At 59.0% G+C, this 25,426-nt stretch carries 17 protein-coding genes, 2 tRNA genes and 1 pseudogene; 7 read left to right on the top strand and 13 right to left on the bottom strand.

The features are described 5' to 3' along the window. Positions 1-26: 26 nt before the first annotated feature. The 4 genes and pseudogenes from NT131_00430 (at position 27) to NT131_00415 (ending at position 4,303) form a co-directional block, all read left to right on the top strand. The gene (locus tag NT131_00430) at positions 27-908 is read left to right on the top strand and encodes a carbon-nitrogen hydrolase (protein MCX6650116.1); all 882 of its coding nucleotides are present in this window, start codon (positions 27-29) and stop codon (positions 906-908) included. 9 nt (positions 909-917) lie between these two features. Continuing rightward, positions 918-1,964 carry an agmatine deiminase family protein gene (locus tag NT131_00425; protein MCX6650115.1) on the top strand — a complete coding sequence of 349 codons (1,047 nt, stop codon included), beginning with the start codon at positions 918-920 and terminating at the stop codon, positions 1,962-1,964. An 80-nt stretch (positions 1,965-2,044) separates the two neighbouring features. Beyond that, a complete protein-coding gene (locus NT131_00420; GenBank protein MCX6650114.1) occupies positions 2,045-3,148 on the top strand; it encodes a DUF362 domain-containing protein in 1,104 nt (367 codons plus the stop codon). 94 nt (positions 3,149-3,242) lie between these two features. Continuing rightward, positions 3,243-4,303, top strand: a pseudogene (locus tag NT131_00415) (DUF1015 domain-containing protein). Positions 4,304-4,307: 4 nt separating this feature from the next. Here the strand turns inward: NT131_00415 and NT131_00410 are convergent. Then, positions 4,308-6,623 (bottom strand): right-handed parallel beta-helix repeat-containing protein, encoded by a 2,316-nt coding sequence (locus NT131_00410; protein ID MCX6650113.1) that lies wholly within the window; start codon positions 6,621-6,623, stop codon positions 4,308-4,310. Between the two features lie 47 nt (positions 6,624-6,670). Continuing rightward, positions 6,671-6,745 (bottom strand) — tRNA-Thr (locus NT131_00405). Positions 6,746-6,839: 94 nt separating this feature from the next. Here NT131_00405 and rqcH point away from each other — a divergent pair. Further along, positions 6,840-8,759 carry a ribosome rescue protein RqcH gene (gene rqcH / locus NT131_00400; GenBank protein ID MCX6650112.1) on the top strand — a complete coding sequence of 640 codons (1,920 nt, stop codon included), beginning with the start codon at positions 6,840-6,842 and terminating at the stop codon, positions 8,757-8,759. An 8-nt stretch (positions 8,760-8,767) separates the two neighbouring features. Here rqcH and NT131_00395 read toward each other — a convergent pair. From NT131_00395 to NT131_00380, 4 genes are all read right to left on the bottom strand, one after another. Then, a tRNA-Arg gene (locus NT131_00395) sits at positions 8,768-8,841 on the bottom strand. Between the two features lie 195 nt (positions 8,842-9,036). Next, complete coding sequence (locus NT131_00390; protein MCX6650111.1) at positions 9,037-9,228, bottom strand: 30S ribosomal protein S17e; 192 nt, start codon at positions 9,226-9,228, stop codon at positions 9,037-9,039. A 38-nt stretch (positions 9,229-9,266) separates the two neighbouring features. Continuing rightward, the gene (thyX, locus tag NT131_00385; GenBank protein ID MCX6650110.1) at positions 9,267-9,941 is read right to left on the bottom strand and encodes an FAD-dependent thymidylate synthase; all 675 of its coding nucleotides are present in this window, start codon (positions 9,939-9,941) and stop codon (positions 9,267-9,269) included. A gap of 37 nt (positions 9,942-9,978) precedes the next feature. Further along, entirely contained in the window at positions 9,979-10,680 is a 702-nt protein-coding gene (locus NT131_00380; protein MCX6650109.1) for a TraB domain-containing protein, read from the bottom strand. Between the two features lie 53 nt (positions 10,681-10,733). Between NT131_00380 and NT131_00375 the strand changes: the two genes are divergently transcribed. Continuing rightward, positions 10,734-11,390, top strand: coding sequence for an HAD family phosphatase (locus NT131_00375; protein ID MCX6650108.1), 657 nt, complete (start codon positions 10,734-10,736; stop codon positions 11,388-11,390). Here NT131_00375 and NT131_00370 read toward each other — a convergent pair. From NT131_00370 to NT131_00355, 4 genes are read right to left on the bottom strand one after another with little or no spacing between them, the layout of a single operon-like run. Further along, positions 11,382-12,029, bottom strand: coding sequence for a protein-L-isoaspartate O-methyltransferase (locus NT131_00370; protein MCX6650107.1), 648 nt, complete (start codon positions 12,027-12,029; stop codon positions 11,382-11,384). The two genes, NT131_00375 and NT131_00370, sit on opposite strands and share 9 nt — an antisense overlap. A 4-nt stretch (positions 12,030-12,033) precedes the next feature. Next, positions 12,034-12,633, bottom strand: a complete 600-nt coding sequence (locus NT131_00365) for an HVO_0476 family zinc finger protein (GenBank protein ID MCX6650106.1) — start codon at positions 12,631-12,633, stop codon at positions 12,034-12,036. Further along, positions 12,630-13,223 (bottom strand): MBL fold metallo-hydrolase, encoded by a 594-nt coding sequence (locus tag NT131_00360; GenBank protein MCX6650105.1) that lies wholly within the window; start codon positions 13,221-13,223, stop codon positions 12,630-12,632. Before NT131_00360 ends, NT131_00365 begins: the two co-directional genes overlap by 4 nt. Next, positions 13,220-14,134: a rhomboid family intramembrane serine protease gene (locus NT131_00355; GenBank protein MCX6650104.1), complete on the bottom strand. Its 915-nt coding sequence runs from the start codon at positions 14,132-14,134 to the stop codon at positions 13,220-13,222. The genes NT131_00360 and NT131_00355 overlap by 4 nt, the downstream gene beginning before the upstream one ends. Before the next feature lie 53 nt (positions 14,135-14,187). Here NT131_00355 and NT131_00350 point away from each other — a divergent pair, with 53 nt between their 5' ends. Beyond that, entirely contained in the window at positions 14,188-14,754 is a 567-nt protein-coding gene (locus NT131_00350; protein ID MCX6650103.1) for a methyltransferase, read from the top strand. Here the strand turns inward: NT131_00350 and gatE are convergent. The 3 genes from gatE to NT131_00335 form a co-directional block, all read right to left on the bottom strand. Further along, positions 14,744-16,603, bottom strand: a complete 1,860-nt coding sequence (gene gatE / locus NT131_00345; GenBank protein MCX6650102.1) for a Glu-tRNA(Gln) amidotransferase subunit GatE — start codon at positions 16,601-16,603, stop codon at positions 14,744-14,746. The genes NT131_00350 and gatE overlap by 11 nt on opposite strands. Further along, complete coding sequence (gatD, locus tag NT131_00340) at positions 16,603-17,895, bottom strand: Glu-tRNA(Gln) amidotransferase subunit GatD (GenBank protein ID MCX6650101.1); 1,293 nt, start codon at positions 17,893-17,895, stop codon at positions 16,603-16,605. Before gatD ends, gatE begins: the two co-directional genes overlap by 1 nt. A gap of 92 nt (positions 17,896-17,987) precedes the next feature. Further along, positions 17,988-25,178, bottom strand: a complete 7,191-nt coding sequence (locus NT131_00335) for a right-handed parallel beta-helix repeat-containing protein (GenBank protein MCX6650100.1) — start codon at positions 25,176-25,178, stop codon at positions 17,988-17,990. Positions 25,179-25,426: the final 248 nt, after the last annotated feature.

The following is a 25,426-nucleotide window of genomic DNA, read 5'->3' as shown; positions in this document are numbered from 1 at the left end:
TCGTACGACCCCTCATTCGCTACCAGATGCCCTCCGAAAGAACGCTGAAGATTGGCCTGATCCAAATGGCTATGTCCTCCGACGTCGTATCCAATCTGCACAAGGCGTTACGCATGTCCGAGGAGGCGGCGGCCATGGGCGCGCGCCTGGTCTGCTTTCCTGAACTATTCACCACTCTCTACTTCCCAAGGGAAGAGGACCCCGAGGGGAAGGGGGAGAGAGGAGGACGGCTCAACACCATTCCAGGACAGGTGACCGAAGAGCTTTCCGCTCTGGCGGCAAGGAACGACATCGTGGTGGTCGGCGGCTCGATATATGAGGCGGCCATCGAGGGACTTTTTAACACCTCTCCAGTGTTCGAGCGGGATGGTCGTCTGCTCGGCATCTACCGCAAGACCCACATCCCTCATGACGAGGGGTTCTACGAGAAACATTACTTCGCTCCAGGCGACACCGGGTTCCAGGTCTTCCAGACCTCGATCGGCCGGATATCACCGCTCATCTGCTATGACCAGTGGTTCCCGGAGGCTGCCCGGTCCGTGGCCCTGTTGGGGGCGGAGCTGGTCCTCTATCCCACGGCCATTGGCACCGTTGGCAGCATCGGTCAGGCCGAGGGGGACTGGCAGCAGGCCTGGGAGAACGTGATGCGCGGACACGCCATCGCCAACGCCATGCCGGTGGCCGCGGTGAACCGCGTGGGGACCGAGGGAAACACAGAGTTCTTCGGCAGCTCCTTCGTCTGCGACGCCTTCGGAAAGACCCTGGCCCGGGGAGGGAAGGGCGAGGAGATCGTTTTGGCGGATGTTGATATGGAACATGGACCAAGGGTCAGGGAGGGGTGGAGGTTCTTCCACAACCGCCGGCCGGAATGCTACGGACTGTTGATCAAGAAGGGCAAGCTCGCCTGAGGTGGTATCGTGAAGAAAGAGACCCCGCGCTCCCTGGGATACAACATGCCCGCTGAATGGGTCAGGCACGACGCCACCTGGCTCTCCTGGCCGAAGAACCCGCTGACCTTCCCCCCGGAGGTGCTGGAGGAGGTGGAGAGTGTGTTCGCACAGATGACCGCCGCCTTGAGCGGAGGGGAGACGGTCAAGATACTGGTGAACGACATTGAGACGGAAGAGCGCGCCAGGGGCATCGTGGAAAAGGCCGGGGCGGACCTGCGCCACGTCGTTTTTCTGAAGATCAAGAGCGCGGATGTGTGGATCCGTGATTACGGGCCTACCTTCCTCCGTAATGAGAAGAGCGGTAAGAAGGCGGCGGTGAAGTGGAAATTCAACGCCTGGGGCGGGAAGTACGACGACCTGCTGTATGACGACATCGCTGGTCAGGAAGTGGTGGAGAGAGCCGGAGTGCGCTATTTCAGACCGAACATCGTCATGGAGGGCGGCTCCATCGACGTCAACGGCGAGGGGCTGGTGCTCACTACCGAGCAATGCCTGCTAAACAAGAACCGAAATCCCCACCTTAGTCGGAAGGAAATCGAGGGATATCTGAATGAGTACATCTCCACGCCCGAGGTGATATGGTTGTCCTCGGGCATCGAGGGCGACGACACCGATGGGCACATCGACGACTTCGCCCGCTTCTCCTCGCGAACGTCGGTCCTATGCGCTCACTCGGAGCGCGGTGAGAACGCTCCGGTGCTGGCCAGGAACTGGAGGATCCTGGAGGATTGGAAGGACCGGCGGGGACTGGAGCTGCAGCGCCTGCCTATGCCCGAGCCGTTGTACCTGGAAGAGGAGGAAAGGAACCTGCCGGCCAGTTACGCCAATTTCTACATCGGCAACAAGGTCGTGCTCCTGCCGGTATTCGACGACCCACAGGACCGTCAGGCCATCGAGATAATGCGCTCGCATTTCCCCGGACGGGAGATCGTGCCCATAATGGCCAAGGAGCTCATATACGGCTACGGCGGGATCCATTGCGTGACCCAGCAGGAACCGGCGGAGCGGGAATGAGGAGATCGCCCCCCATCAACAACTGTCGACTTATTTTCGAAAATGAACAGGGTTATCTACGTCCGAGGTGATTTACGAGCATGCCATCCAAGGTCTATTTCAGCGACATGCACACCTACCAAGGAAATAGCCTTCTGGACAAGATGGAGGGAATGCTGCGCCGGGCGGGGCTGGAGCGCCTGGACCTGGACGGGAAGCTGGTGGCCATCAAGACGCACATGGGGGAACCGGGCAACCTGGCCTACCTGCGCCCGAACTTCGCCGCCGTGATTGTGAAGATGATCAAGGAGAAGGGCGGAAAGCCTTTCCTGACCGACTGCAACACCCTGTACCTGGGCAAGAGGTCCAATGCCGTAGACCACCTGAACAGCGCCATGGAGAATGGGTTTAACCGCATCGCCGTGGGCTGCGACGTCATAATCGCCGACGGGCTGAGGGGCAACGAGCATCGGGAGGTGCCTATCGGCCTGGAGCTGTGCCGGACGGCCAAGATCGGTAGCGCCATCGCCGACGCGGACGTGGTGATCTCCCTGTCACATTTCAAGGGGCACGAACTAACCGGATTCGGGGGGGCGCTGAAAAACCTGGGCATGGGCAGCGGCAGCCGCTGCGGGAAGATGGAGATGCACGCCTCCTCCCAGCCTTCGGTGAACTTGAAGAAGTGCGTCGGCTGCGGTCAGTGCGTCAAGAACTGCCCGGAGCAAGCCATCGCCCTGAATGAGCACAAGGCGGTCATCGACCATAAGAAGTGCGTCGGCTGCGGGCAATGCATTGCCGTGTGCCGATACGGCGCTCCGGAGGTGGAGTGGGAGGAGTCTTCGGAGATAGTGAACAAGAAGATCGCCGAATACGCCTACGCGGTCCTGCTGGACAAACCGAACTTCCACGTGAGCGTGATCATGGACGTCTCCCCCAACTGTGACTGCTGGCCCTTCAACGACGTGCCCATCGTGCCCGACATCGGAATGGCCGCCTCCAAGGACCCGGTGGCCCTGGACATGGCCTGCGTCGACCTGGTGAACAAGGCGGCGGTCAACAGCGGTAGCGTCCTGGACCAGAAAGGGGCGAAGAAGGGGGACAAGTTCAAGGCCGTGCACCCCGGCACGGACTGGATGACCGGCCTGGACCACGCCCAGAAGATCGGGCTGGGCAGGAAGGAGTACGAACTGGTCCGGCTGAAGTGATTGTAAAAGATATTATTGCCGATTCCGTTCACCAGTCATGGTCGATTTCCGTCCCTTCCGCCCTTTCCTACCCCGCCTGAGCAACGGCGAGGAAATGATCGAGCGCGTCTCCCCTCCCTACGACATCATATCCCCGGAGGAGCTGGCGCGGCTGAGGCGGAACCGCTTCAACGTGGCCAACATCACCTTGGGCGGAGTGGGCGGGGACTATTCGGCCGCCGGGCTGATCCTGGAGTCCTGGATAGCGCAGGGGGCGTTGTCCCAGGACCGGCGGGAGAGCTTCTACATCTACAAACAGACTTTCTGTCAGAGGGAGCATTGCTGGCAACGTTCTGGCATCATCGGTCTACTGGCGGCAAAGGGGTACACGGAAGGAGTGATTCCTCACGAGGAGACCTTCCCCAAGGTTAAGGAGGACCGGCTGAACCTGTTGCGCGGAACGGAAACGCAACCAAGGTCCTGGAGTTCACTGACGGCCAGGGTGTCAGGCATTGCCTGTTCCGGGTGTGCAATCCGGAGACGGTGAGCGCCATCTCCGAGATGCTGAGCGGCAAGACCGTTCTCATCGCCGATGGGCACCATCGCTTCGAGACCTCCACCCGTTACGCCCAGGAGAACGAGGGGGACGCCAAGAAGGGCTACGTCCTGACGACGTTGGTCCCATCCAACGACCCAGGCCTTATAATATATCCGACCCACCGGCTGGTGAAGGAGCTGCCGATGCCTGCGGACCGTTTCTTGAGCTTAATAGGTCAGCGCTTCGAGCTCACCGAGATGCAGGATGCACCGTCCCTCATCACCGGACTGCAGGGCCGGAACCCTTCGGACGTCGGACTCATCGTTCGAGGAAAGGCCTACCTGGCCGCGCCGATGGATTTGCCGGACGATCCCATGTGGGAGCTAGATTCGTACGTGTGCCAGGAATGGGTGCTGAAAGGAAAGGCCTGGCCTTCCGAACCGTCCATCGTCTACGAACACGACACGGAGAAGGTCTTGGGCAGGGTCGGGGAAGGCTACCAGCTGCTGGTGTTGCTACGACCGCCATCGGTGGACAAGATATGGGGACTGGCCCGGCAGGACCGCCGCATGCCCAAGAAGTCTACCTACTTTTGGCCGAAGATGTGGTCCGGTTTCGTCTATTACCGTATGAAGTGAGCGATCACTTCTTACGACGCACCATCCAGATCCCCAATATCGAGATGAAGGCGATGATGACGATGGCTGCGAGATAGGTGATGTATGGTACGGTAGAGGGTTCGTTGAGCGGTTCTTCCTCGAACATGATCACGTCACCCATGTCCATGTCCTCACCGGGAAGGACCTGCACCGTCAAATTCCCATCACGATAGCCTTCCATGCTGAAGTACAATGTGTGATCCCCCGGGGTCAACAGCAAGGAGAAATGCCCTTCCTCGTCCGTCTGGACCGTGACGTTGTCGCAGGTCACGTTCACTCCAGCAAGACCGAGCGATCCGTTGGCAAGGACCCGCCCGCTCACCGTGGCGTTGGGGCCCTCGGTGCGGAAGGTCCAGGTGAACTCGGTCAGGTTGTTTCCGGCCAGGTCCTGGCCGATGACGCTGACGCTGTAATCGGTCTCGAACTCCAGGGTCATGCTCAGGGTGAAGGTGCGGTCCGTCCAGGTCCCGTTCTGCGTGATGTTGTTGACCGAGACGGCGATCGAACCGAGGTCCATGTCCTCGGAGAAGGTGACGTTGACCGCGCTGTCATGTTCCGCGGACGTGCCCTGCGGAGATTGATAGATCACTTCCGGGGCGGTGAGGTCCACGGGGATGTCAAGGCCGGCGATCTCGGTCAGCGGGAAGGGGTCCTGGAAATTGTCAGGTATCGTGTACGGTTGGTCCACTATCCCATCGTCGTTCTGGTCTGGCGTCAGCCAGTCGGCCCACAGGTTACCGATACCCAAGGACCAGCTGTTCCCCTGCTCCCCGCAATAGGCTTGGACGCGCAGGGACGAGTATTGCCTTCCAGAGTCCTTGTTGAACAACAAGGCGTTGGCGTAGATGACGTTCCCAGACCCGCTATACAGATAGACGCCTTCCCGAACGTTGCTGTCGAATATGTTCCCCGTCACCAGGTTGTCGTCGGCAGCCCTGATCTCCAGGCCATAACGCTGATTGCCGTCCACGGTGTTGTTTTGGATAAGAAGTTCGTGGCACTGCGCCCCCAGATAGAGCCCGCTGTACCCGTTGGCGTGAAAGTTGTTGTTCAGGACCTGGGAATCGCTGACGTACAGCAGGTAGGCTCCTTCTTTGATGGAGTTGTTCACGGCATTTCCGGTGAGGAAGATCCTCGTCATCTCCTGCGCGGCGGTGGTGGCCGCCCTTATGCCCACGTTGCAGTCGGAGATGGTGTTGTTCTCGATGATGGCGTCCCGCACCGCCCCAATGCCCAGGTAAACGCCCACCGCGGAATCGCTTTGGTCCATCCTCAGGATGGTGTTGTTTCGGACGATGTTTCCCTGGCTGGGGGCGATGAGGACCCCGAACGCCCCGTCCTTTAGCGAGTTCTCAAGTACCAGGTTATCGTCCGAACCGTCGCCCAACATTATTCCCTGGGTGTTGTTGGACAGGGCGTTCCCGGAAACGGAGTTGTTGTCCCACATCAACCTGATGCCGTAGAGGCAACCGGACACCTGGTTCCCCGTGATGTTCTCCTGGGTCCCGAACTCCACGCATATCCCGGAACCGGCAGCGACGCCCTGGACCTGGTTTTTCTGTATCAGGTTTTCGCTGGTCAGGAGGTTCCCTCCGAGCAGTATCCCGTATTCGGTCTGGCCGCGAACTACGTTCTTGGTCACCAGGTTGCCGGTGCAGCTGCCGGCGTTCGCGACCAGGTTTATGCCGTTCCTGCCATCCTCGATGACGTTGTCCCGGACCGTGATCCCCTGGCTGTCCTCGACCAGCACTCCGTTGTTCCCGGTCTCGTCATGGGAGAAGGTGCAGTTGGAGGCTTGGCACATGCCGTTCACGCAGTCGTAGAAATAGACGCCGGCCTCGATGTTGTTGCTGAAGAGGGAGGAGGTGATGGTGACGTTCTCAGAGTTCACGACGGTCACCCCTCGGACGTTGTAATCGCTGACGTAATCGACCACCTCCCCGTTGATGACGTTGTAGAGCAGGATGCCTGAACCGCTGGCCGAGACGTTCAACCGGTCCCGGTCCGAGGTGTAGGCGTCGTTGACCGAGCAGTCCACGATACGGAAGTGCTTGGTGGTGTTGGCGATGTAGATGCCATGGTGCTCAAAGGAGGCATCGACATGGTAACCGTTCAGTACGTAAGGGTCGGCCACGGTCCCGCTGCCGGTGAACCCGGCGGCCACGAAACCAGTGTCCCCCTGCACGACTATCGGAGTGCTGGTGTAGGCCCCTTCGGCAGGGAGCGAACACAAGGGGGACATGAGGAGCGCTGCTAACAGGATCACCAAGCTGATGCGGACCGCCCTCGTACCGGCCATGGCCTGGCCCATGGAGATGGTGGGTTATCAATTTTTGTTGAGAATGATGGAGCCACTGGAGGGAATTGAACCCCCGACCTACGCCTTACCAAGGCGTCGCTATACCTCTAAGCCACAGTGGCCTGCCCCACCGACAATCGGGTGGTCGTTCATAAACTTTTTGTTAAGGTTGGACAAGCAAAATCCTTTTGATATTAAGGCCGCTAGAGGTGGTCGATGAAGAAGGAGATGACGGCCTTCGACGTGGCGGCTATAACGTCGGAGCTGCAGGGACTGTGCGGCGGTTTCCTGGACAAGGTGTTCCACTGGGAAGGCCGCAACGTCCTGATCCGGGTGAACGTGCAGGGGGAGGGAAAGAAGGAGCTGGTGCTGAAGGACGGGCGGTGGCTGCACCTGGCGGCCGAGCGCCCGGACACGCCCGATACGCCTTCCGGCTTCGCCGTGCACCTGAGAAAAGTGCTGTACAACGCCCGCATAATCTCGATAGCGCAGCAGGAGTTCGACCGCATCGTGACCATGGAGCTGGCTAGCAAGGAGGGGAGCTACAAGGTGGTCTTCGAGCTCATTGGCGACGGCAATCTCATCGTGGTGCACGAGGGCAAGATAATCAACGCGCTGGAGCAGAAGAAGTGGCGCCACCGGGACGTGCTGATAGGCGCGGATTACGCCTACCCGCCCTCAAGGTTCGACCCCCGCACCTCCTCGTTGGAAGAGTTCGGGAAGGCCGTGCTGTCGTCCAAGTCCGACCTGGTGAGGACGCTGGCCACCTCGGCGAACCTGGGGGGACAGTACGGGGAAGAGGTATGCCTGCGCACGGGACTGGACAAGGGGCGGAAGGCCTCTTCCCTCTCAGAGGAGGAGATCACTTCCCTTTACGCGGTCACCTCCGCCCTGTTCCAGGAGCTGAACGTTCCCAAGGCCTGCCTGGTGCTGGATGGGGAGGACGTGGTGGACGCCACGCCGTTCCCTCTGAGGGTGAACGCCGAGCTCACGGACCGGGAGATGCCGAGCCTCTCCCTGGCCCTGGAGGCCTTCCTCTCCCAGAGGAAGGAGGTCATGGACAAGAAGGACCCTGAGCTGGAACGGCTGCAAAGGCAGCTGGAACAGCAGGTTAAGGGCATAGAGGCCACGGAGAACGAGGCCGCGGCCCTGCAGGCCCGGGGCGACCTCATCTACACCAGCTATGCCCAGATAGACCAGACCTTGGTAAGAATGAGGACGTTGTCCCAGGCCACCAACTGGGAACAGCTCAAGGAGCAGGGCGTCAAGGTGCCCCTGGTCACTTCGGTGGACCCGCGGGAGAACAGTTTCCGCATGAAGGTGGGGGAGAGGGAGCTGCAGCTCGATTACACCGTGGGCATAGACGAGAACGCCAACCGGCTGTACACCCAGGCCAAGGAGCTGAGGGAGAAGACCGCTGGCGCCCGGGCGGCCATGGAGGAGACCCGCGTGGCCATCGGGAAGCGCATGGCCAAGGGGGAGAAGGAGGCGCTGCTGGAGAAGGGGAAGGTCGCCCCCACCAAGCGTTTCTGGTTCGAAAGCTACAAGTGGTTCCTGACCTCGGGCGGCCGCCTGGTGGTCGGAGGCCGGGACGCCAAGAGCAACGATCAGGTGGTCAAGAAGCACCTGGGGGAGAAGGAGCGGTACGTCCACGCCGACCTGCACGGGGCGCCCTCCATTGTCCTGAAGGATGGCACGGAGGCCACCGAGGAGGAGATGCACGAGGTCTGTCAGTTCGCCCTATGCCACTCCAAGGCCTGGAACGCCGGCACGGCCGAAGGAACGGCGTATTGGGTGCTGCCGGACCAGGTGTCCAAGCGGCCGGAGGCCGGGGAGTTCGCCCCCCGTGGGGCCTTCATCATCCGGGGCAAGAGGAACTATCTGCACCACTTGCCTCTGGAGATGGTGGTGGCCGAGGTCCAGGTCGAGGGTTCCAGGAAGATCACCTGCGCTCCCCGGGAGAGTGTCGCCGGGAGGACGGAGAAGTTCGTCGTGCTCATTCCGGGCAAGGAGCCCAGGGGCAAGACCTCGGCCAGATTGGCCCGCGCCTTCCAGGTCCCGGAGGAAGAGATAAGCCGCATACTGCCGCCGGGGGACATGACCATAAAGGAAACGCAGGCTGTGAATTTGGAATGAGAAGAAAGCGCCCGGGCCGGAATTCGAATCCGGGTCTAGAGGTCCGCAGCCTCTTAGGATATCCAAGCTACCCCACCCGGGCTTAGTTTGTGGACAATATGCTCCAATTACTAAAGCGTTATTACTGAAAGCGGAGCGGAGAGGCGTCGATCAACGACCGGCCAGACGTGAATCTGTCTTAAAAAAAGCGAGAATGTGGACCTTCCACCGATGACAAGAAGAACGGTTCAAGGATCGACTTTCGATCGCCGACCGCAGCAGGCGACCGTTTGGGGTTTTAGAACTCTTGGTTCTGCCAGTACCGGCTGATGTACCCGGCGATGCGGTTCCTCATCATGATAGAATCCACATTGGTGAGCCTCTGGACCAGCACCTTGTTGTTCTCGAAGTCGGCGCTGAAGGCCCGGGGGTACTTCTCGACCAGTTCGATGGCCACCCTTTTAATGTAAGTTGGTCTGACGTTGCCCATAGCAATCTTTCCAGATAAGTCCGGCCAAAGCCGTAACATTATTTAAATTTTAGCTCCACCCGGGGCTTGCCGCAGCTCAGTTTCCCTTCTGGACACTTGCCCCGCAGGCAGGCCGGTCCAGCGTCCTTGAAGATGCTGGGGGAGACCTGCCGGACCTCCTTGAACATCAGCTCGGCGGCGGTCCTGATCTCCTGTTGCGCCCTACGGCAAGTTCGTAACGTGAAGAAGTGCCAAAGCTCCCGGGCGTTCATGGTGACGACGATGTTGGTGGCGCAGGCGTTCGGCAGGACGTACCGGGCGTCCTCCACCGGGACGATGGAGACGAGCTGTTGATAGGCCTCCCAGGCCTTCTGCATAGCCTCCTCGAACACCCGGTTGGCCTCGGGGTCCGATTGGATAGTGCCGGGAACGACGTAGTCTGGCTCGAGCAGCGAGACGTACCTCTGGCTCTGCTGGGAGAAGCTGGCGATGCGGTGCCGGACCAGCTGGTGGGTCAGGGAGCGGGACACACCCTCCAAGGAGAAGGTGTACGAGGCGTGTTCGATCACCGAGTTGTGGCCCATGCCCACAACCTTGTCGATGTAGCCTCCGGCCTTGTTCTCCTCCATCACTTCCAGTATGTCGCTGGCCGGGTCTTGGGAATAGCAGGAGTGGGCGGCCGCGGCGCATAGGCGCTCCGCGTCCTTGGTGTATGAGAGCAGGACGACCTTCATCGTATTAGGTATGCGCTCAAGGGAAAAAGGGTTTGCCTCAGGCCTGCGCCACGAAGGTGAAGGAGGCCTCGGACGTGGACGTCGGAGCCTTCAGCTTCAGGTTCTGCAAATCTTTCAGACGATAGTGCACCAGGTCCTCGCGGGCGATCAATTTCCGTATCCCTTCCACGTGCCCGTCGCCGATCACCGCCAGCACGCTGCCGTGCTCCCCCTCCGCCCTCAGTATGGCCTTGGACATGTGCTCGTTGCGCTCGTCGATCAGCACGCGCTTGACCGTGGGGTAGCTCTTGGCCAGCACGTCCATGTACTGCCCCTCGTTCTCCTGGAACTCCTGCAGCTCCTTCTCCACCTTCTTGCGGCTCATGAACAGGCCGGCGAAGGAGGAGAAGAACATCAGGACCCTCTCCTTGAAGGACATCTGACGGAGCAGCGAGTCGAACAGCCGGGCGGCGTCCGTGTCCACGAACACCACCTGCGCCCCGTTCCTCTGGGCGGAATCGACGGCCGCCAGCATCTCCGCGCCCACCTCCCCGTCGAACTGGTCGGCCATGCGCCTTTGCATGAGCGCTAATAATCTGTAGGGCAGGGGCACGTTGCGTTTGACCTCCTTGTCCAGCAGGGCCCGGTAGCGCCCGGGGTCCAGCTCTATCCCCACCGCCCCCGGGGAGTAATGGCTTATCAGGACGTCGAGCGGCTTCGCGACGTCAATGATGTGCGCCACTCCCACCAGGATGATCATGTCCCGCCATTTGCAGCAACCTTCTTATAATGATTCCCTCCTGGCAACCTGCGATGCCCAGCAATGGCCGCAAGTACGACCTGGTCGCCTTCGACATGGACGGGGTGCTGGTGGACTATCTGTCCTCTTGGACCTGGGTCCACGACCGGTTCGGGGTCAGCAACGAGGAGTCGGTCATCTCCTTCATGGACGGGGAGATAGACGACCTGGAGTTCATGCGGCGGGACATCGCGCTATGGCTGAGGCACCGGCCCGGGCTGCGATTGCCGGACGTGGAGACCGAGCTCTTGCGTTTGCCGATAAACCCAGGCATCGGGCGGACCGTCGGCGCCCTGCAGGCCCGCGGAGTGCGCACGGTCATCATCAGCGGGGGGCTGGACCTCATCGCCGGCAAGATCGCCCGGGAATACGGCTTCGACGCCCAGTGGTCCAACGGGCTGGCCGCGGACCAGGAGGGGCGCTTGACCGGGGAGGGGGTGCTGCGCGTGGAGCTGTGCAACAAGAAGAAGGCGCTCCAGGAGGCCCAGGGGCTGTTCGGCGTCCTACCGGAACGAACGGCCAGCATCGGCAACAGCAGCATCGACGTCTCCATGTTCGAGGGTTCGTCGCTGGGGATCGCCTTCAATCCCATCGACGAGGAGGTGGTGCGTAACGCCGACCACGTGGTGCGTAACGCCGACCTGAGCGCGGTGCTGCCCTACCTACTTTGAACGGTGACCTTTCTCTCCGATGAGGGGCACGAAGGCCACCGAGCCCAGGTTCTCTTTTTCCAGGATCCCGTGGACCTTCCTCGCCCGCAGCAGGGACTGGAACTCCAGCCACCCCACCGGTATGACCATAACACCGTTCTCCTTGAGCTGTTCCGCCAATGGTTCCGGTATATCAGGCGCGCCGCAGGTGACGCTGATCCGGTCGTAGGGAGCCTCGCTCTCGTACCCTAGCGAGCCGTCCCCCACCACCACGGTGACGTTACGATAACCGTTCTCCTTTATGGCTCGCTCCGCCGTCTCTGCCAGCGCCGGGTGCCTTTCTACGGTTATGATTCGTCCTTCCTCGCCGACCAGCTCGGCCATCACCGCGGCGTTGTAGCCGGAGCCGGTCCCGATCTCCAGCACCTTGTGCCCGGGGACCAGCTGCAATGCCTCGGCCATCATCGCCACCATGTGCGGCGCGGAGATGGTCTGCCCTTCGCCTATTGGAAGAGGCGTGTCCCGGTAGGCCTGATACTTCAATTCAGCAGGCAGGAACAGGTGGCGGGGGACCTTCAGCATGGCCCTCTCCACTTCCGGGGAGGTTATCAGGCCCCGCTCCTTCAGCCCCCTCACCATGGAGGCCTTTTCGTCCCGCATGGGATCACGTGTAGGTGGTGCGGGCCTTTCTGGCGTATATCCTCACGATGTCCATGGCCATGACCGACCCCCGCCGCACCGTGGCATCCTTGGTCTTGATCTGGGTGATGACCACCTCGTAGCGGTTCACGTTCATCAGGTCGCCGATGAAGAATTCCTCCTCCGGCAGGGCGATGACCTCGGTGGGTATGGTCTTGTGCACGTCGTTGATGGATATCTTCACATGCACCTTGTCGAAGCGCTTGGCCCATATGGTGGTTATGTCCTTCACCAATGCCTTGTTCACCCGCGCGTCGCCCTTCTCCAGGGAGCTTATGATGATGGGCAGGTCTTCCAGCACCAGCTCGTCCTCCACCCTCAGCTCATCGTCTTCCGGCAGCTCCAGCTCCGCCTTCCTCGATTGGCCCTGGTCGCTGACGATGACCGGCACCTTGACCGTCTTGGCCTCGCGCACCACGGCGGTGTGCACCCGCCCGCATTCCTGACATTTGAGGGTGCCCTCGAGGGTGTCCCCGTCCTTGCCTAGCCGCCCCTTGAGCACCTCGTGCAGGGTCTCCTCCCCGCAGTCGGGGCATTCCGCGTATATCGCATTGGGTACGCTCATCCTTTCTCCCTCCTGTAATCCGCTGTCCGGAACGACGGCCCGTGGCCTGGCACGATGATGTCGACCTCGCCCATCAAACGGGACATGCTCTCCATCGCCAGGTCTCGGTCATAGTGGTGCTCGGGGGGCACCCATTTCCGTGCGTTGTCCTCGGTGGGTATGGCGTCGCCGACCAGGCCGTATCTCTCCCCGCCCTCCACCAGCACGCTCATGCTCCCCCTGGTGTGCCCCGGGGTATGCATAAGACGCACACCTTTCCATATCTCCGAATCCTCGTCCACGGCGTGATAGGTCGGTCCGGGGGATTCCAACCGGTGCGCGTAGCGTTCGGCCTTTGGGAACAGGTCGATGTTCCCCAAGTGGTCGTGGTGCAGATGGGTCATGACCACTATCTCAATATCATCAGGGGCGACGCCCCGGGACCTGAGCGCTTGCAGGAGCAGCTTCCGGTTCTGGGGTCCGCTGGTGTCCACCAGCAGGTGCCGTTCCCCGCAGCTGACCAGGCTCACGGAGGACCTGGCTTCAAGGACGATCTGCCCGTCCCGGCGGATCATCCCCGGGCAGAGCACTTCTACCCTGTTGTCCGTCATCTCACCGTCCTCTCCCATCCGCATGCGCACTTAATACGGTTTCCCTCCAGCGTCAGGTCGGAGCCGCACTCCGGGCATTTGGCCTTGCCGGCGAAGTGCTCCAGCCAGGCCATTCTCACCTGAGGCTCGCTCTCGCTCTCGATGCGCAACTGCATCTGCTTCAGCTCTTCGGTAGTGGCCAGGTCGCTGAGGTTGGCAGCGGCCGGTGCCGAGGACGTCTTTCGTTCCGTGGGCAGGAACTGGGTCATGGCCATCCCGGCCACGAACCCGCCGATGTGCGCCCCGTAGGCTACGCTGCCGGAGGCCAGCCCCGAGGGCAGGGTGAACAGTGTCACCACCTGAATGGCGAACCAGGCGCCCACGGACAGCCAGACCGGGACCTTGGGCAGGAAGATGGGGCCGAGGAACATCGGTATCTCGTCCTTGGGGTAGAGGAACAGCAGGGCCCCCATGACCCCGGATATGGCGCCCGAGGCCCCCAGCATCAATATGTCGGAGTCCGCCCCCCTGATGGCCGTTTCCAGCACCAGGGCTATCAGGCCAGGGACGAAGTAGCACAGGGCAAAGGCCTTGCGGCCCACCCTCTCCTCCAGCGGCAGTCCGATCAGGAAAAGGAAGAGCATATTGAACAGCACGTGCGTCAGGCTGCCGTGCACGAACATCTGGGTGAAGATGGTGAAGAGATGTGCGGGTTCTTCCAGGTATATGGGCCGGAAGCCCAGGTCGGTCTGCACCGGGGACAGGCCGGAGGTGTCCCAGGAGGCCATGATGGTGAGGAGGAAGACCATCAGGTTGATCAGCACCAGCGACTGGGCTAAGGGATACTTCTTGTAGTAAGCTATGACCAGCCCCAGAACGATGACGGCCAGGCTGAGCAGGCTGAACAGGTCCACTCCCCTCCGATGGACCATCCCGTTTTAAACCCTTCGGGAAAGGTTATTATGCGGCGCGCCACTGAGCTTTCGTGCTGCGCGACCGTGACATCCAGATGGAGGTTTTCCCCGAGATCTACCTTCCGGCCGAGGACACCTTGCTAATGCTGTCCGCCTTGAAGGTTTGCAGGGGGGAGAGGGTGCTGGAGATGGGGTGCGGCAGCGGATTCCTGTCATTGCACATGGCCAGGGCCGGAGCCTCGGTCACCGCCGCGGACGTGGACCCCCAGGCGGTCAGGAACACCGAGGAGAACGCCCGGAGGAACACGCTGGACATCAGGGTCGTCCAGAGCGACCTCTTTCAGAACGTGGAAGGTCTTTTTGACCTCATCGTCTTCAACCCCCCTTACCTCCGTGGGGAGGTCCAAGGCAGGGAGGACCTCTGCTGGGCCGGGGGGGAGAGCGGCCTGGAGGTAACCTCCGGGTTCCTGAGGGGTGCCCGGGAGCATCTTGCCCCCGGAGGTCAGGTGCTAATACTGGTCTCCAGCGATGCGGACGAGCTGCAGCTCGAAGAACTGACGCAAGGATGGAGCAAGGATATCGTGACCTCCAAGACCCTCTTCTTCGAGGAACTTAAGGTGCTCCGCCTCACCCTTTAAGGAAGGCCTCGATCCGACGCTTAAGCAGGTCGGCGGCCTCCTTGCCGTCCACCTTGCCCCGCAGCTCCTTCATGGCCACGCCCATGAGCGGTCCTACGGCGCCCTGCTTCTTTTCGCGCACGAAGTCCGCCCTTTGGGCGATTATGCCGTCGATGATCCCCTCCGCTTCCCTCTGGTCCATGGTGGCCAGCCCTAGCGAGGCCATGGACTGTTCCACTCCAACCCCCTTGGCCAATTCCTTAAGGACCGCGGGCAGGGCCTCCTTGGCGAACCTGCCGGAGGACAGGGCGGCAAAGGCCTCCTTGACCTGCTCGTCCGGCAAGGCCTTGACGTCCACGCCCTCCTTTTCCAGCTCCGGGTAGGTGCTGAGGAAGGTGCGGGCGGCCACCGGCACCAGCGAACGGTCCTTGCTGATCTCTTCGAAAAGGTTGTCGTGCCCTTCCCGGACCAGCTGCCGAGCCTGCTGCTCGTTTATGCCGTAATCATGAATGAGGCGGGCGGTCCTGGCTTCGGGAAGCTCGGGAAGGTTGGCCTCAATGTCCCGCAGGCGCTTTGGCTCGATGAGGATCGGGCGCACATCCGTCTCCGGGTACATGCGTCCCGCCCCGGGCAACGGCCGGCTGTAGACCGAGGTACCGTCGGGAAGCGGGTCGCGCGTTTCTTCCGGGACTCCGACCAAGGCCTGGTTGGCCCTGGCCAAGGCCGCCAGCAACGCCGGCTCGGCCCGGTCGGCCTGGTCCGCGCAGAGGGCGAAGGAGTCCATCTCGCCCAGCTGGAACTCCTTCCTGATGGCCTGCACCTCTTCGTCGGTGATCCCGTACGCGGGAAGCTCGTCGGAATGAAATATACCGGCCACCCCGTGGGAGCGGGCGTACTGGGCCATCTCCGCGCCCAACCGTAATTTGACGTCGGCGCTGCGCAATGTTCCAGCGAACAGCGGGAGCGGCGCACCGAAGACCTTGCCGCCCTTGGACAGGGCGGAGACGATGACCTTGGACCTGCTGCCATGTAATAAAATGGTGATGTCCCGGACGGACACGGTGACCGGCTTGGCCTTACGCTTCTCTAACAGCTCTTTGATCTCGATCAGCGAGCGCTGCCTCTCCATCTCGTTGCGCACGTAGGTCGGCAGCAGGCTGAGGTCCTGAGCGCCCTTTATCTCCACCCGGGCTCCCCCAGGTATAGATATGTTCAGGTCCTCGCGTATGGTCCCTAAACCACGCTTCACCTTGCGTGTGGAACGCAATATGGAGCCGAGGCGCTGCGCCACCTCCTTGACCTCTTCGGGCTCGTGCATGTCCGGGGCGGTGGCAATCTCGATGAGCGGTATTCCTAAACGGTCCAGGCGGTAGGTGACCTCGCGGTCCTTGGTCTCCACCTTGCGGGCAGCGTCCTCCTCCAGGCATACAGACAGAATGCCGATGCCGCGGCCGTTGAGGTCCATGCTCCCGTCCACGGCCACCAGGGCGGTCCTCTGGAAGCCGCTGGTGTTGGAACCGTCGATGACGATCTTGCGCATGAAATGGACCTCGTCCATGACATGCGCTTTAAGCATAGAGGAGACCACGAGAGCGGTCTGCGTCGCTTCAGCGTCAGCGTCGTGGGGCGGCTCCTCGTCCGCCTCCACCAGGCAGGTGACACCCCTAGGCGCCTGATAGGTGAAGTGCATCTTGCGCTCCGCTTGGGCTAGGGCGGCGCGGTCGATCTCCCCCATCTCGCTCTGCGCCGGCCTCAGCCGGCGGTGCAGTATTGTACCTCCCTCCTCTACCAGCAGGGAGCGGCAGGAGCAGAATAGCTTGCAGGTGTCCAGCTGCTGATGGATCTCTATGCCTACGGTCACCTGGTGCATCAGATCGCCCTCCGTTCGGTGATCTCTCCGCGCAGGTTCTGGTGCATCAGCCCCTCCACCTTTGCTAGGTCGTTGGTCCGGCCCAGCACCCACATCAGCTTGACCAGGGCCGTTTCCGGCAGTATGTCCTCTCCGGGGATCACTCCGGCGCTGAGCAGGTCCCGTCCAGTATCGTAGACGTTCAAGTTGACCCGTCCGCCCAGGCACTGCGAGGTCATGACCACCGGTTTGCCCTCGGCCACGATCTCCTTCAAGGCCTGCACTATCTCCCGGGACACGTGCCCCAGGCCGGTGCCGGCAACGACCAGTCCCTTATGGTCCTGCATGACCTTGCGTACTATCTGCGTACTCATCCCCGGATAGAACTGCAGGAGGGCGATGTCCTTCTCCATGCGTGTATCAGGTACCACCTTGACCTTGCTCTTCACCTTGTGCTCGCCCAACAGCTCGATCTTGCCCTGCAGGTCCAGGTGAGCCATCGGGCCCTCGTTGATGCTCTGGAAGGCGTCCCGGCGGCTGGAGTGCATCTTGCGCACCTTAGTGCCCCGATGCACGTGGACGCAGTTGTCGGAGGTCTCCCCGTGCATGAGCACGACGACCTCAGCCACGTCAGCGTTCACGCAGAAACGGGCCGCGGAGAGCAGATTGATGTAGGAATCGGAGGAGGGGCGATCGGAGGAGCGCTGTGCCCCCACCAGCACCACGGATCTGGGAACGTCCCCCAGCATGAAGGACAGCGCGGCGGAGGTGAAACCGAGGGTGTCCGTACCGTGGGGCACGATGACGCCTTCCACCCCCTCGTTGAGCTCGTCAGCGACGGCCACGGATAACGTTTGCCAATTCTCTACGTTCATGTTCTCGCTGAATATTGAGAACACCACCTTGGAGCGCATGCGGCAGATCTCGGAGAGCTCGGGGACGGTGGCTACCAGCTCCTCGGCCTTGAGCGCCGGGTGCACCGCGCCGGTACGGTAGTCCACGTAACTGGCGATGGTCCCGCCGGTGCCCAGGAAGGCGATCGTCGGCTTGCCCTGATCCTCATGCATCGTCTTGTGCTTCACCGGGCGCTCCTGAGCTTTAGATATCAGGACGAACTCGTAGCTTTCGTCCACCATCACCCCGATGTTGTAGCCGCTCTTCAGCTTGATGACGATTACGTCGGGGCTGCTGAACTCGTGATGGGGCATGAGTATCCCGGTGAACTCCTTCCCCCGGGCCTTGAGGCGGACCGTGTCGCCTTCGGAGGCCTTGCTGCTGGTCAATAGGCTGCGGGCGCGCTCGGAATAGGGCATTGGGCTCGGCTGGAGATGGAACTCTCTCCTTAACAAATTATCTAAAAATGGAAAATAGGGAAAAGGTTTGACGTGAAAGGGTTTGACGGCCTTTACTTCCGGCGCCTCATGACCACGACCGCGGCCACGATCAGCAGGATGATGACCAGCACACCGATCACGGCCAGGAGGGCTCCGAAGTCGCTCTCCTTTTCCCCGACGATGGTGGCGTCCTGGTATGACTGGTTAAGGGTCAGTTCCATGGACTTCTCGCCGGATTTGAAGGTGGCGTTGATGGTATAGGGGTTGAATCCGTCATCCTTGCCCGCGGAGGTGATGGCGTACTGTATGAGCAGCACTTCGACCTTGCCGTCCGCGTCAGTAACGCCAGTGAAGACGATGTCGCCCTTGGCGTTCCTGATGGTTATGGTCACGTTCACTGCGGGATCGCCCTTGTCCACCGCGTGGAGGGTGAGCCTGGTGCCTTCGTTGAGGCTGTGGGAATCTACGACCTTGGCCTTGCTATAGGTGGAACCGATGTTGTATACGTTCGATCCACCGTAGATGAAGTAGTCAAAGTCGCCCGCTTTCAGAGTGACTCCCTCGATCCAGGCCTGAGAGGCTTCCAGCATCAGAGCGTCGTCGAGCACCTCTATGGTGCAGTCACTGACATGCACGCTGGACCGGGCAGCGAAGAGACCGTTCAGGGTGTAGATATTCGCCGTGAAGTTGAATATCTCACCGTTGACGTACCAGGGTATGACCAGTTCGATCGTACCCACGTCGTCGGTGAACGTCACGTCGCTGTCGATCGCGTACAGGGCGTAGTTCAGCAGTCCATATTGGTTGCCGCTGGTCTCCACGGTGGAGCTCTCCGCCCAGATACCGTTGTGCGTCTTGACCCAGGAGGCCAGGGAATCGATGCTGAATCCACCGCTCGATAGGATGGAATCCAGGTTGGCCAGGGGGTCACTGGAGGTAGTGCTGGTGCTCGTCATTCCGGACATGTTCAGCATACCAAGCAGTGGGGCGTAGTTGGCTATGACCTGGATCAGGTCGGTGTAGCCGATCTCGTTGTCCTCAATGCTCACATCGCTGTCACGCAGCAGTATCTCCACCATATTGGCGAGGAATATGTTGTCGTGTATGCCACCAGTGCAGTTCTCCGCCAGCAGCCCAGCGTGGTAGTTGGCCACGATCAGGTTGTCGTAGATGCCGCCCATGTCCATGCCGTTGGCGTATATGCCCACCTCGTACATGGCGATGATGTTGCTGACGATGGTCGGAGCAGCTCCGTTCTTCACCACGATACCGTAGCCGTAGCCGGATCCGATGAACAAGTTGTCAGCGATCACAGGCGCGCAGCCGTCGATCGACAGCTCGCTGTCCGTGAAGGTGCTGGTCCTGATCTCCGCGGAGGCGGTTGGACCAAGGAACACGTCGGTGTCATAGAAGGTGCTCAGGCTGGCCCATAGGGTGCCGGACACATCGAAGAACCAGCTCTCGTCAACGTAGACATCGCTCAAGGAGAGCAGCCCGCCCTCCTCCACGGTCACGCCGTCATCGACGTACATCTCCAGGTCCTCGAGGACCATGGAGCCGCCGTTGAGGACGTATATCGGACCTTCGAAGTCGATATCGTTGCGGGACACCATGCATTTAGCGTCCACGTACCAGACGAGCTCGCCCGGGCCCCAGGCATTAGCTTCGACGCCATCACCGTTGTCGGTTATGGCGTTGTTGTAGAGTACAACGTTCCAGCTGTACTCGTCAACATAGATACCATCGTACCAGTTCTCGGAGATGGTGTTGTTGCCGATGATGAAGTCGCGGTTTCCATCCTCTAGGTACAGACCGTAGTAGCCGTTTGTGATGGTGTTGCCCTCTACCGTCGCGTTCATGACATAGTACATCAGCACGCCGTAGTACTCGCTGCCGAGCACCTGGTTATCGCTGAAGACCACGTTTATCACACCCTCCATGTAGACGGTGTAATACGCTCCGGTTATGACGTTACCGGTCACAACCACGTCCATGGCCTCGTAGAGGTCAATTCCATAGGTGTTCCAGTAGGTCGATGGGTCGTCTCCCGCCACGCAGGTCAGGACGTTGTCCAGTATCTGCGCGGAGGTGTATCCATCCTCACGATATTCGACATATATACCCTCGTAGACGAACTCTATCTGGTTGTTCTGCACCAGCACTCCGTAGGCATAGTAGAGGTAGACGGCTTCATCAGCGCTGATGGTGTTACCCACCAGCTCGCCGGCGCCGTACTCCCAGTCTACACCGTAAGCGCAGTCTTCGATGACGTTGTTGGTCACCGATATTGTGCCCTCGAGGTACATGGCCTCATAGGATGCGTTGATGTAGTTGTTCTCCACCACGAAGTCGTTTACGTAGGTCCAGACGGATCCGTCCTCGAAGGGCTCCTCAACGTATATGGCACCTAATAGGTCCATGCCGTACTCAGCGCCGCTGACGGTGTTGTCGCTGACGGTCGCCTCGAAGGTCACATTCTTGCCGTATACATCGCTCGAATAGACCCATCCATCATCGTCCCACCTGCTGTCCACGGCTATGCCCGTTTCGCAGTCAGTAACGATGTTGCTCTCGATGGCCAGGGCGATGTTCAGCTCGATGACTCCCATGGAGTCCTCGTAGCGGTGCAGCTGGTAGTCGATGCCGTTTCCGCTGACACCAGTAATGGTGTTGCCGGATATGTCCAGGCTCAGGTCATAGACCAGGGACGACATGCCATATTCCACATCTATGTTATCGATGATGACGAGCCCGTCCCTGAACCCACCAGTGACCTCGTTGCCCGTTAGGGACATGCTAAGGTCGATGGTTGCCAGGGGTGCGTCGGTGTATATGACCTCATGGGTCCAAACATCGATCTCGTTCTCTACCCACATGGCATATCCCGGGCCAGGTCCGTGACTGTCTGTCGTCCAGCTTTGGTCGACCACGTTATCATCGACAGCCACGTTCGTGTTCACGTCGATCATTCCGGTCTTTTCTGCGCCGATCCATTGGTAGACGTCTATTCCGTTTTTGTCAGTGTCTACGCTAGTTACTTGGTTGCGGCTCACAGAGGTGGCTCCGGTCACCCAGGCGTTAGCCTCGGTGAAGAGAGTGGAAGGGTCGACCTCGGCCCAGAACTCCACCTCGATGTAGATGGCATCGTATTCGAAGCCCCAAGGCACGAAGCCCGTGGCAGATACTTCGTTGTCGTCCACCGTGAACAGATAGTCCATGACGAAGTTGGCCACGGCCACCTCATCGTTCAGGGGCCAGTAGTTCGCTCCGAACCCACAACCACCATAGAGCTCCGCCTCTATTGCGGTATATGAGACGTTCAATACTTGGTTGCCGTCGACGTGTCCAGTGAAGTTCACGCTCCAGTCGCCAATGGAGTTGTCCTGGTCATACCAGGCCTCGGCATATATACCGTAATAGGCACCATCGATCAGGTTGCCGGTCACGGACATAAAGCCGACACAATCAGCGTTTGTAGCGTTCTCGGCGTCATCATTGACGTCCACACCCATCTCCGCATCAATAGCCCAATCTAGGCTTTGGGACAGGTCGAATAACTGGTTGTTCTCCACGGTTATGATGGTGTCGTCGGTGATCGCACCGGACCCTACATCCATGTAGGATTCCACTTCCAGACCATAGATGTAGTTGTTGCCTTCATAGATTACTATGTTGTTGGAAGCGTCCAGCACCACGGTCTTCGCCGTGTCACCGAGTGGGTTACTGATGTAGCTTCCTGCGCACAGTCCACCATTAGCGACCCACGGAATAGTTACGTTGTTATCGGTGATGGTCGAGGTCTGGTCTAAGACTATGCTGCTAGCAGTGCCCGAATAGTCGTATATGCTCAGCCAGCTTCCTAGTGTCCATTCGCTGGGCATGGACTTCATGAACGGCCACACGCCCTCGTAAAGTTCCTGGGTCATGACGTTGCCGGTCATGGTGGTCTGCATGGAAACGGTCCAGTTGACCGGTTCGTACAGGTACATATTGACCCAGCATACCATTCCATAGGCGTCGGTCATGACGTTGTCCTGGAAGTTGACCGTGACGGTCAACGAGTCGTTCCCCGTGCGGTCGTACATATCGTTGACATACAGGTTGGAGGAGACCCCGAAGGCGACCTTGGTGAATACATTGTTAGACACGTTGATCGAGTTCTCTCCGCCGACCACATTGTATCCATAGATGACGATAGCGGTGTCCCAGATGCGCTCGAACGTTTGGTTGGTAATTGATATATCGAGCGTGCTGTTCCCGCACAAAGCGTACAGGGCCACACCGGCGATGTTGGTGAAGGTGTTAGCGGTGGGTTCAAGGTTCAGTTGACCAAAGAGAGCTGCGAAGGTCATACCGCCGTCGTAGTACCCGTTCACGGTGTTGTTGGTCACTACCGCGTTGATGTTGCTCTCCTCGGCGGTGATCATCACACCGGCTCCGTCAGACATGTATACCGGCGTGAACAGATAGCTGCTGAAGTCGGTCTCCCAGTGCTGTATTCCATACAGGTTCTTCATGTCGTACAGCATGCCCCAGGTCTCGATGCCGAACGGTACTGGGTCGGCGTACGAGTCCATGGCCGCGTAGTTGATCTGTATCTGGCCATTGGCGTATAGTATGATCTGGAAGGCATCGCTCAGGCTAGTTCCCGTGTACGACTCGGAAGCGTACCAGGTGAACATGACCGACGAGTTGTCATCGGCTATCTTGTAGCCGAAGAACTGGTCGTTGTTGTAGACCAGGTCTGTGCTTCCGAACGGCGCGCCTAACCCAATTGGAATTATCCAATTGCCGAGATTGAATCCCAGCCACCCGTCCTCTTCAACATAGACTTGGGTATAGTCATTGTTGTCATATGTGAAGGTGAAGGGCAGGTCGACCGTTTGCTCTCCGGAGGTCCAGATACCGTCCCAGTCCCCGGTCCTACCTACCAGGTCGAACTCGTAGTCCACCTGCTGCACGGTGTATATGGACATGTCGGGGTCCGTTGAGCCGTCGAACAGGCTGTTCAGGATCTCCACGTTCACTTCTCCATACAGGGAGTCGAACCAGTACCCAACCTCGGAATGCCCGAGGAACTGGGAGTTGTTTATAAGCACCGTTCCGCCGTTCAGGGACAGCCCGTATATGCCGTAGTCGCCGCCCTCGAACACGGAGTCGATTATCTCCATGTTGATCATGCTCATGTTAACGGGGCTGAGGGAGCTGACCTCCACGTAGACCCCGAAGTCGTTGGTGTTAAAGTATACACCATCGAAGTTGAGGTTTATGTCGCCGTCGTTGGCGTAGACCCACAGTCCAGTACCAGAGTTGATGACGGTCAGGTCATCGTCAGCAAAGGTGAAGTTCTGGTCGCCGCTGCGGACGTCGAAGTGCATGCACTCACCGATTATGTTCTCGAATACGGTGGTGGTCATGTCTACCGGGTTCAGTTCCTCGGACCAGGTCTTGATACCGCCGCCAGCGTTCATGAAGGTGCTGTTGCTGACGGTCAGGGTGATGAACCCGTTGGTAAGGGTGTTGGAGTTTACGGAAACGTCGATCAGGAATCCTGTGCCGTTGTTGCCGGCCAGGACCGAGTCGGTGATCACCAAGTCCACATTACCAAAGGTGATGTGGAGGTCCAGGAACGTTCCGACGTAGTTCGACTGCACGTTCTCTATGGGAACGAGCATGTCGGCGTGGTCGAGCGTCATGGAAATCGCGTAGTAATCGATGTAGGTGAACACGGTGTTGGTCACCTGGTAGTCACCGACCGTGTCGGCAACGAACTCCAGGCCATAGGTGGCGTTGCTGAAGCTGCAGTTGTTTATCATCACATCGATGACCGCAGTGTTGTCAGCGTTGGAGGCTACGAACCAGCCCACCTGGTAGGTGTTGTTGACCACGACGGACTCCATGCTCAGGCTGATGTTGCCGTCAACGCTTGGATCGATCCCCATCCACACATCGTCCATTAGGACGTTGTCCAGGGTGATGGTCATGTCTCCCTTGAGGGCAGGGAACGTCTCGGAGTATATATACAAAGCCGCATCGTCCCAAACACCAGTAAACTCGGTGTTGGTGACTGAGATATCGCCACTTGCTTCCCCAACGATATAAAGCCCATATTCAGTGTTGTTGAAGGTGGAATCCGTTATCGATACGTTTACCTTGGCGGTACCGTCATCGTTATACGCATACCACCCTCCGATCCACCAGGAGTAGTCTATGTGGACATCGGTCAGGCTCGCAATTATGCTGCCATTGTCAGCTGTGACATCGAAGCCACCACAATAGTAATACGCACCGACATCCGTCATCGTTACGTTGTTCATGACGAAGTTCATGTCGCCCTGTTCAGAGTACAGATTCAACCCATATCCAGCGACATCGATGAATACCGAGTTGGTGACTTGAACATCGACCAGCGCATCCGACTCGACATATATGGCATCGCCATAAATATAATCGAAGACCGCACCGTCTATGACCAGGCTCATGTCCCCATAGTTGTCATATATGTACAAGGCATCGTTGTTGTAGAAATTATAGAAGTTACAACCATTGAACTCGATGTTACCAACGACGTCGGCTTCGATGTCTATGTAATCATATATATTCATAAAGTCGCCGTCGGTTACGGTCAGGTCCAACCTTCCTGTGGAGTTAGGATCCCAGGCATAGACCTCGATCGGATAGGATGTGTAGTTAGCAATTATTCCGTTTATGGTCACATCCAGACTTCCGTTGTAGTTCTGGGCATACATGCCATAGGTGACGTCGTTTACGTCCAAATTGGTAATCGTCAACGCTATATCCCGCTCTGACCCAGAGAACTCATATCCCAGTCCGTAGTAAGAATCGTAAACCTGAAGATTAGAGACAGATACGGACGTGGAATAGATGCCAAGCGCACAATATGCGTTTCCCATCATGGCGTAGTTTATGGAACCGGAGGAGCCATCATAAAAGTATGTTGACCCAAATACGCCACCATCAAAGATGGTCCAGTTGTCCGCCGCACCGTTTACGACCATGGAACCGTAGACGTTTATGTCATAGCCATGCATGTTCACGGTGACGTTCTCTTGGACCGTCAGATTGGCAATTACGTTCACAGTCCCGGTCAGATCATAAGTGCTATTAGACGCCCAGACCGTATCAGTGGTCATATCGCCAGAAGGAACATCAGTAGCGCTGGCATGTCCGGCTCCCAAGAAAAGGAGCAAGACCAGGGCGAACGCCAGTATACCAATACACAAGGCAACCCTTTTAGCCAATTTGTAATTCATATTACTTTGCACAGTACTTCGATTATCCATTAGAATCCCCCTTATAGGTCCCATCCACCTGTCGGGACCTTTAGCTGGTTGAAGAAACATATTTGCGTGACATTACTTATAAGTTATTCGATAAAACACCTGAAAAATAGCCTCGTCCATATGAATTCCGACCTAAACGGCACCGATATCGAGGGGAGAGGACCGCAACAGGTACAGAAACGTTCTAGGGAAAGTTATTAACGGAG

The sequence above is a fragment of the Methanomassiliicoccales archaeon genome, from assembly GCA_026394395.1.
GTDB lineage: Archaea > Thermoplasmatota > Thermoplasmata > Methanomassiliicoccales > UBA472 > UBA472.
The sequence above is the reverse complement of the archived record's forward strand: the minus strand, read 5'-3'. Positions and strand labels throughout refer to the sequence as shown.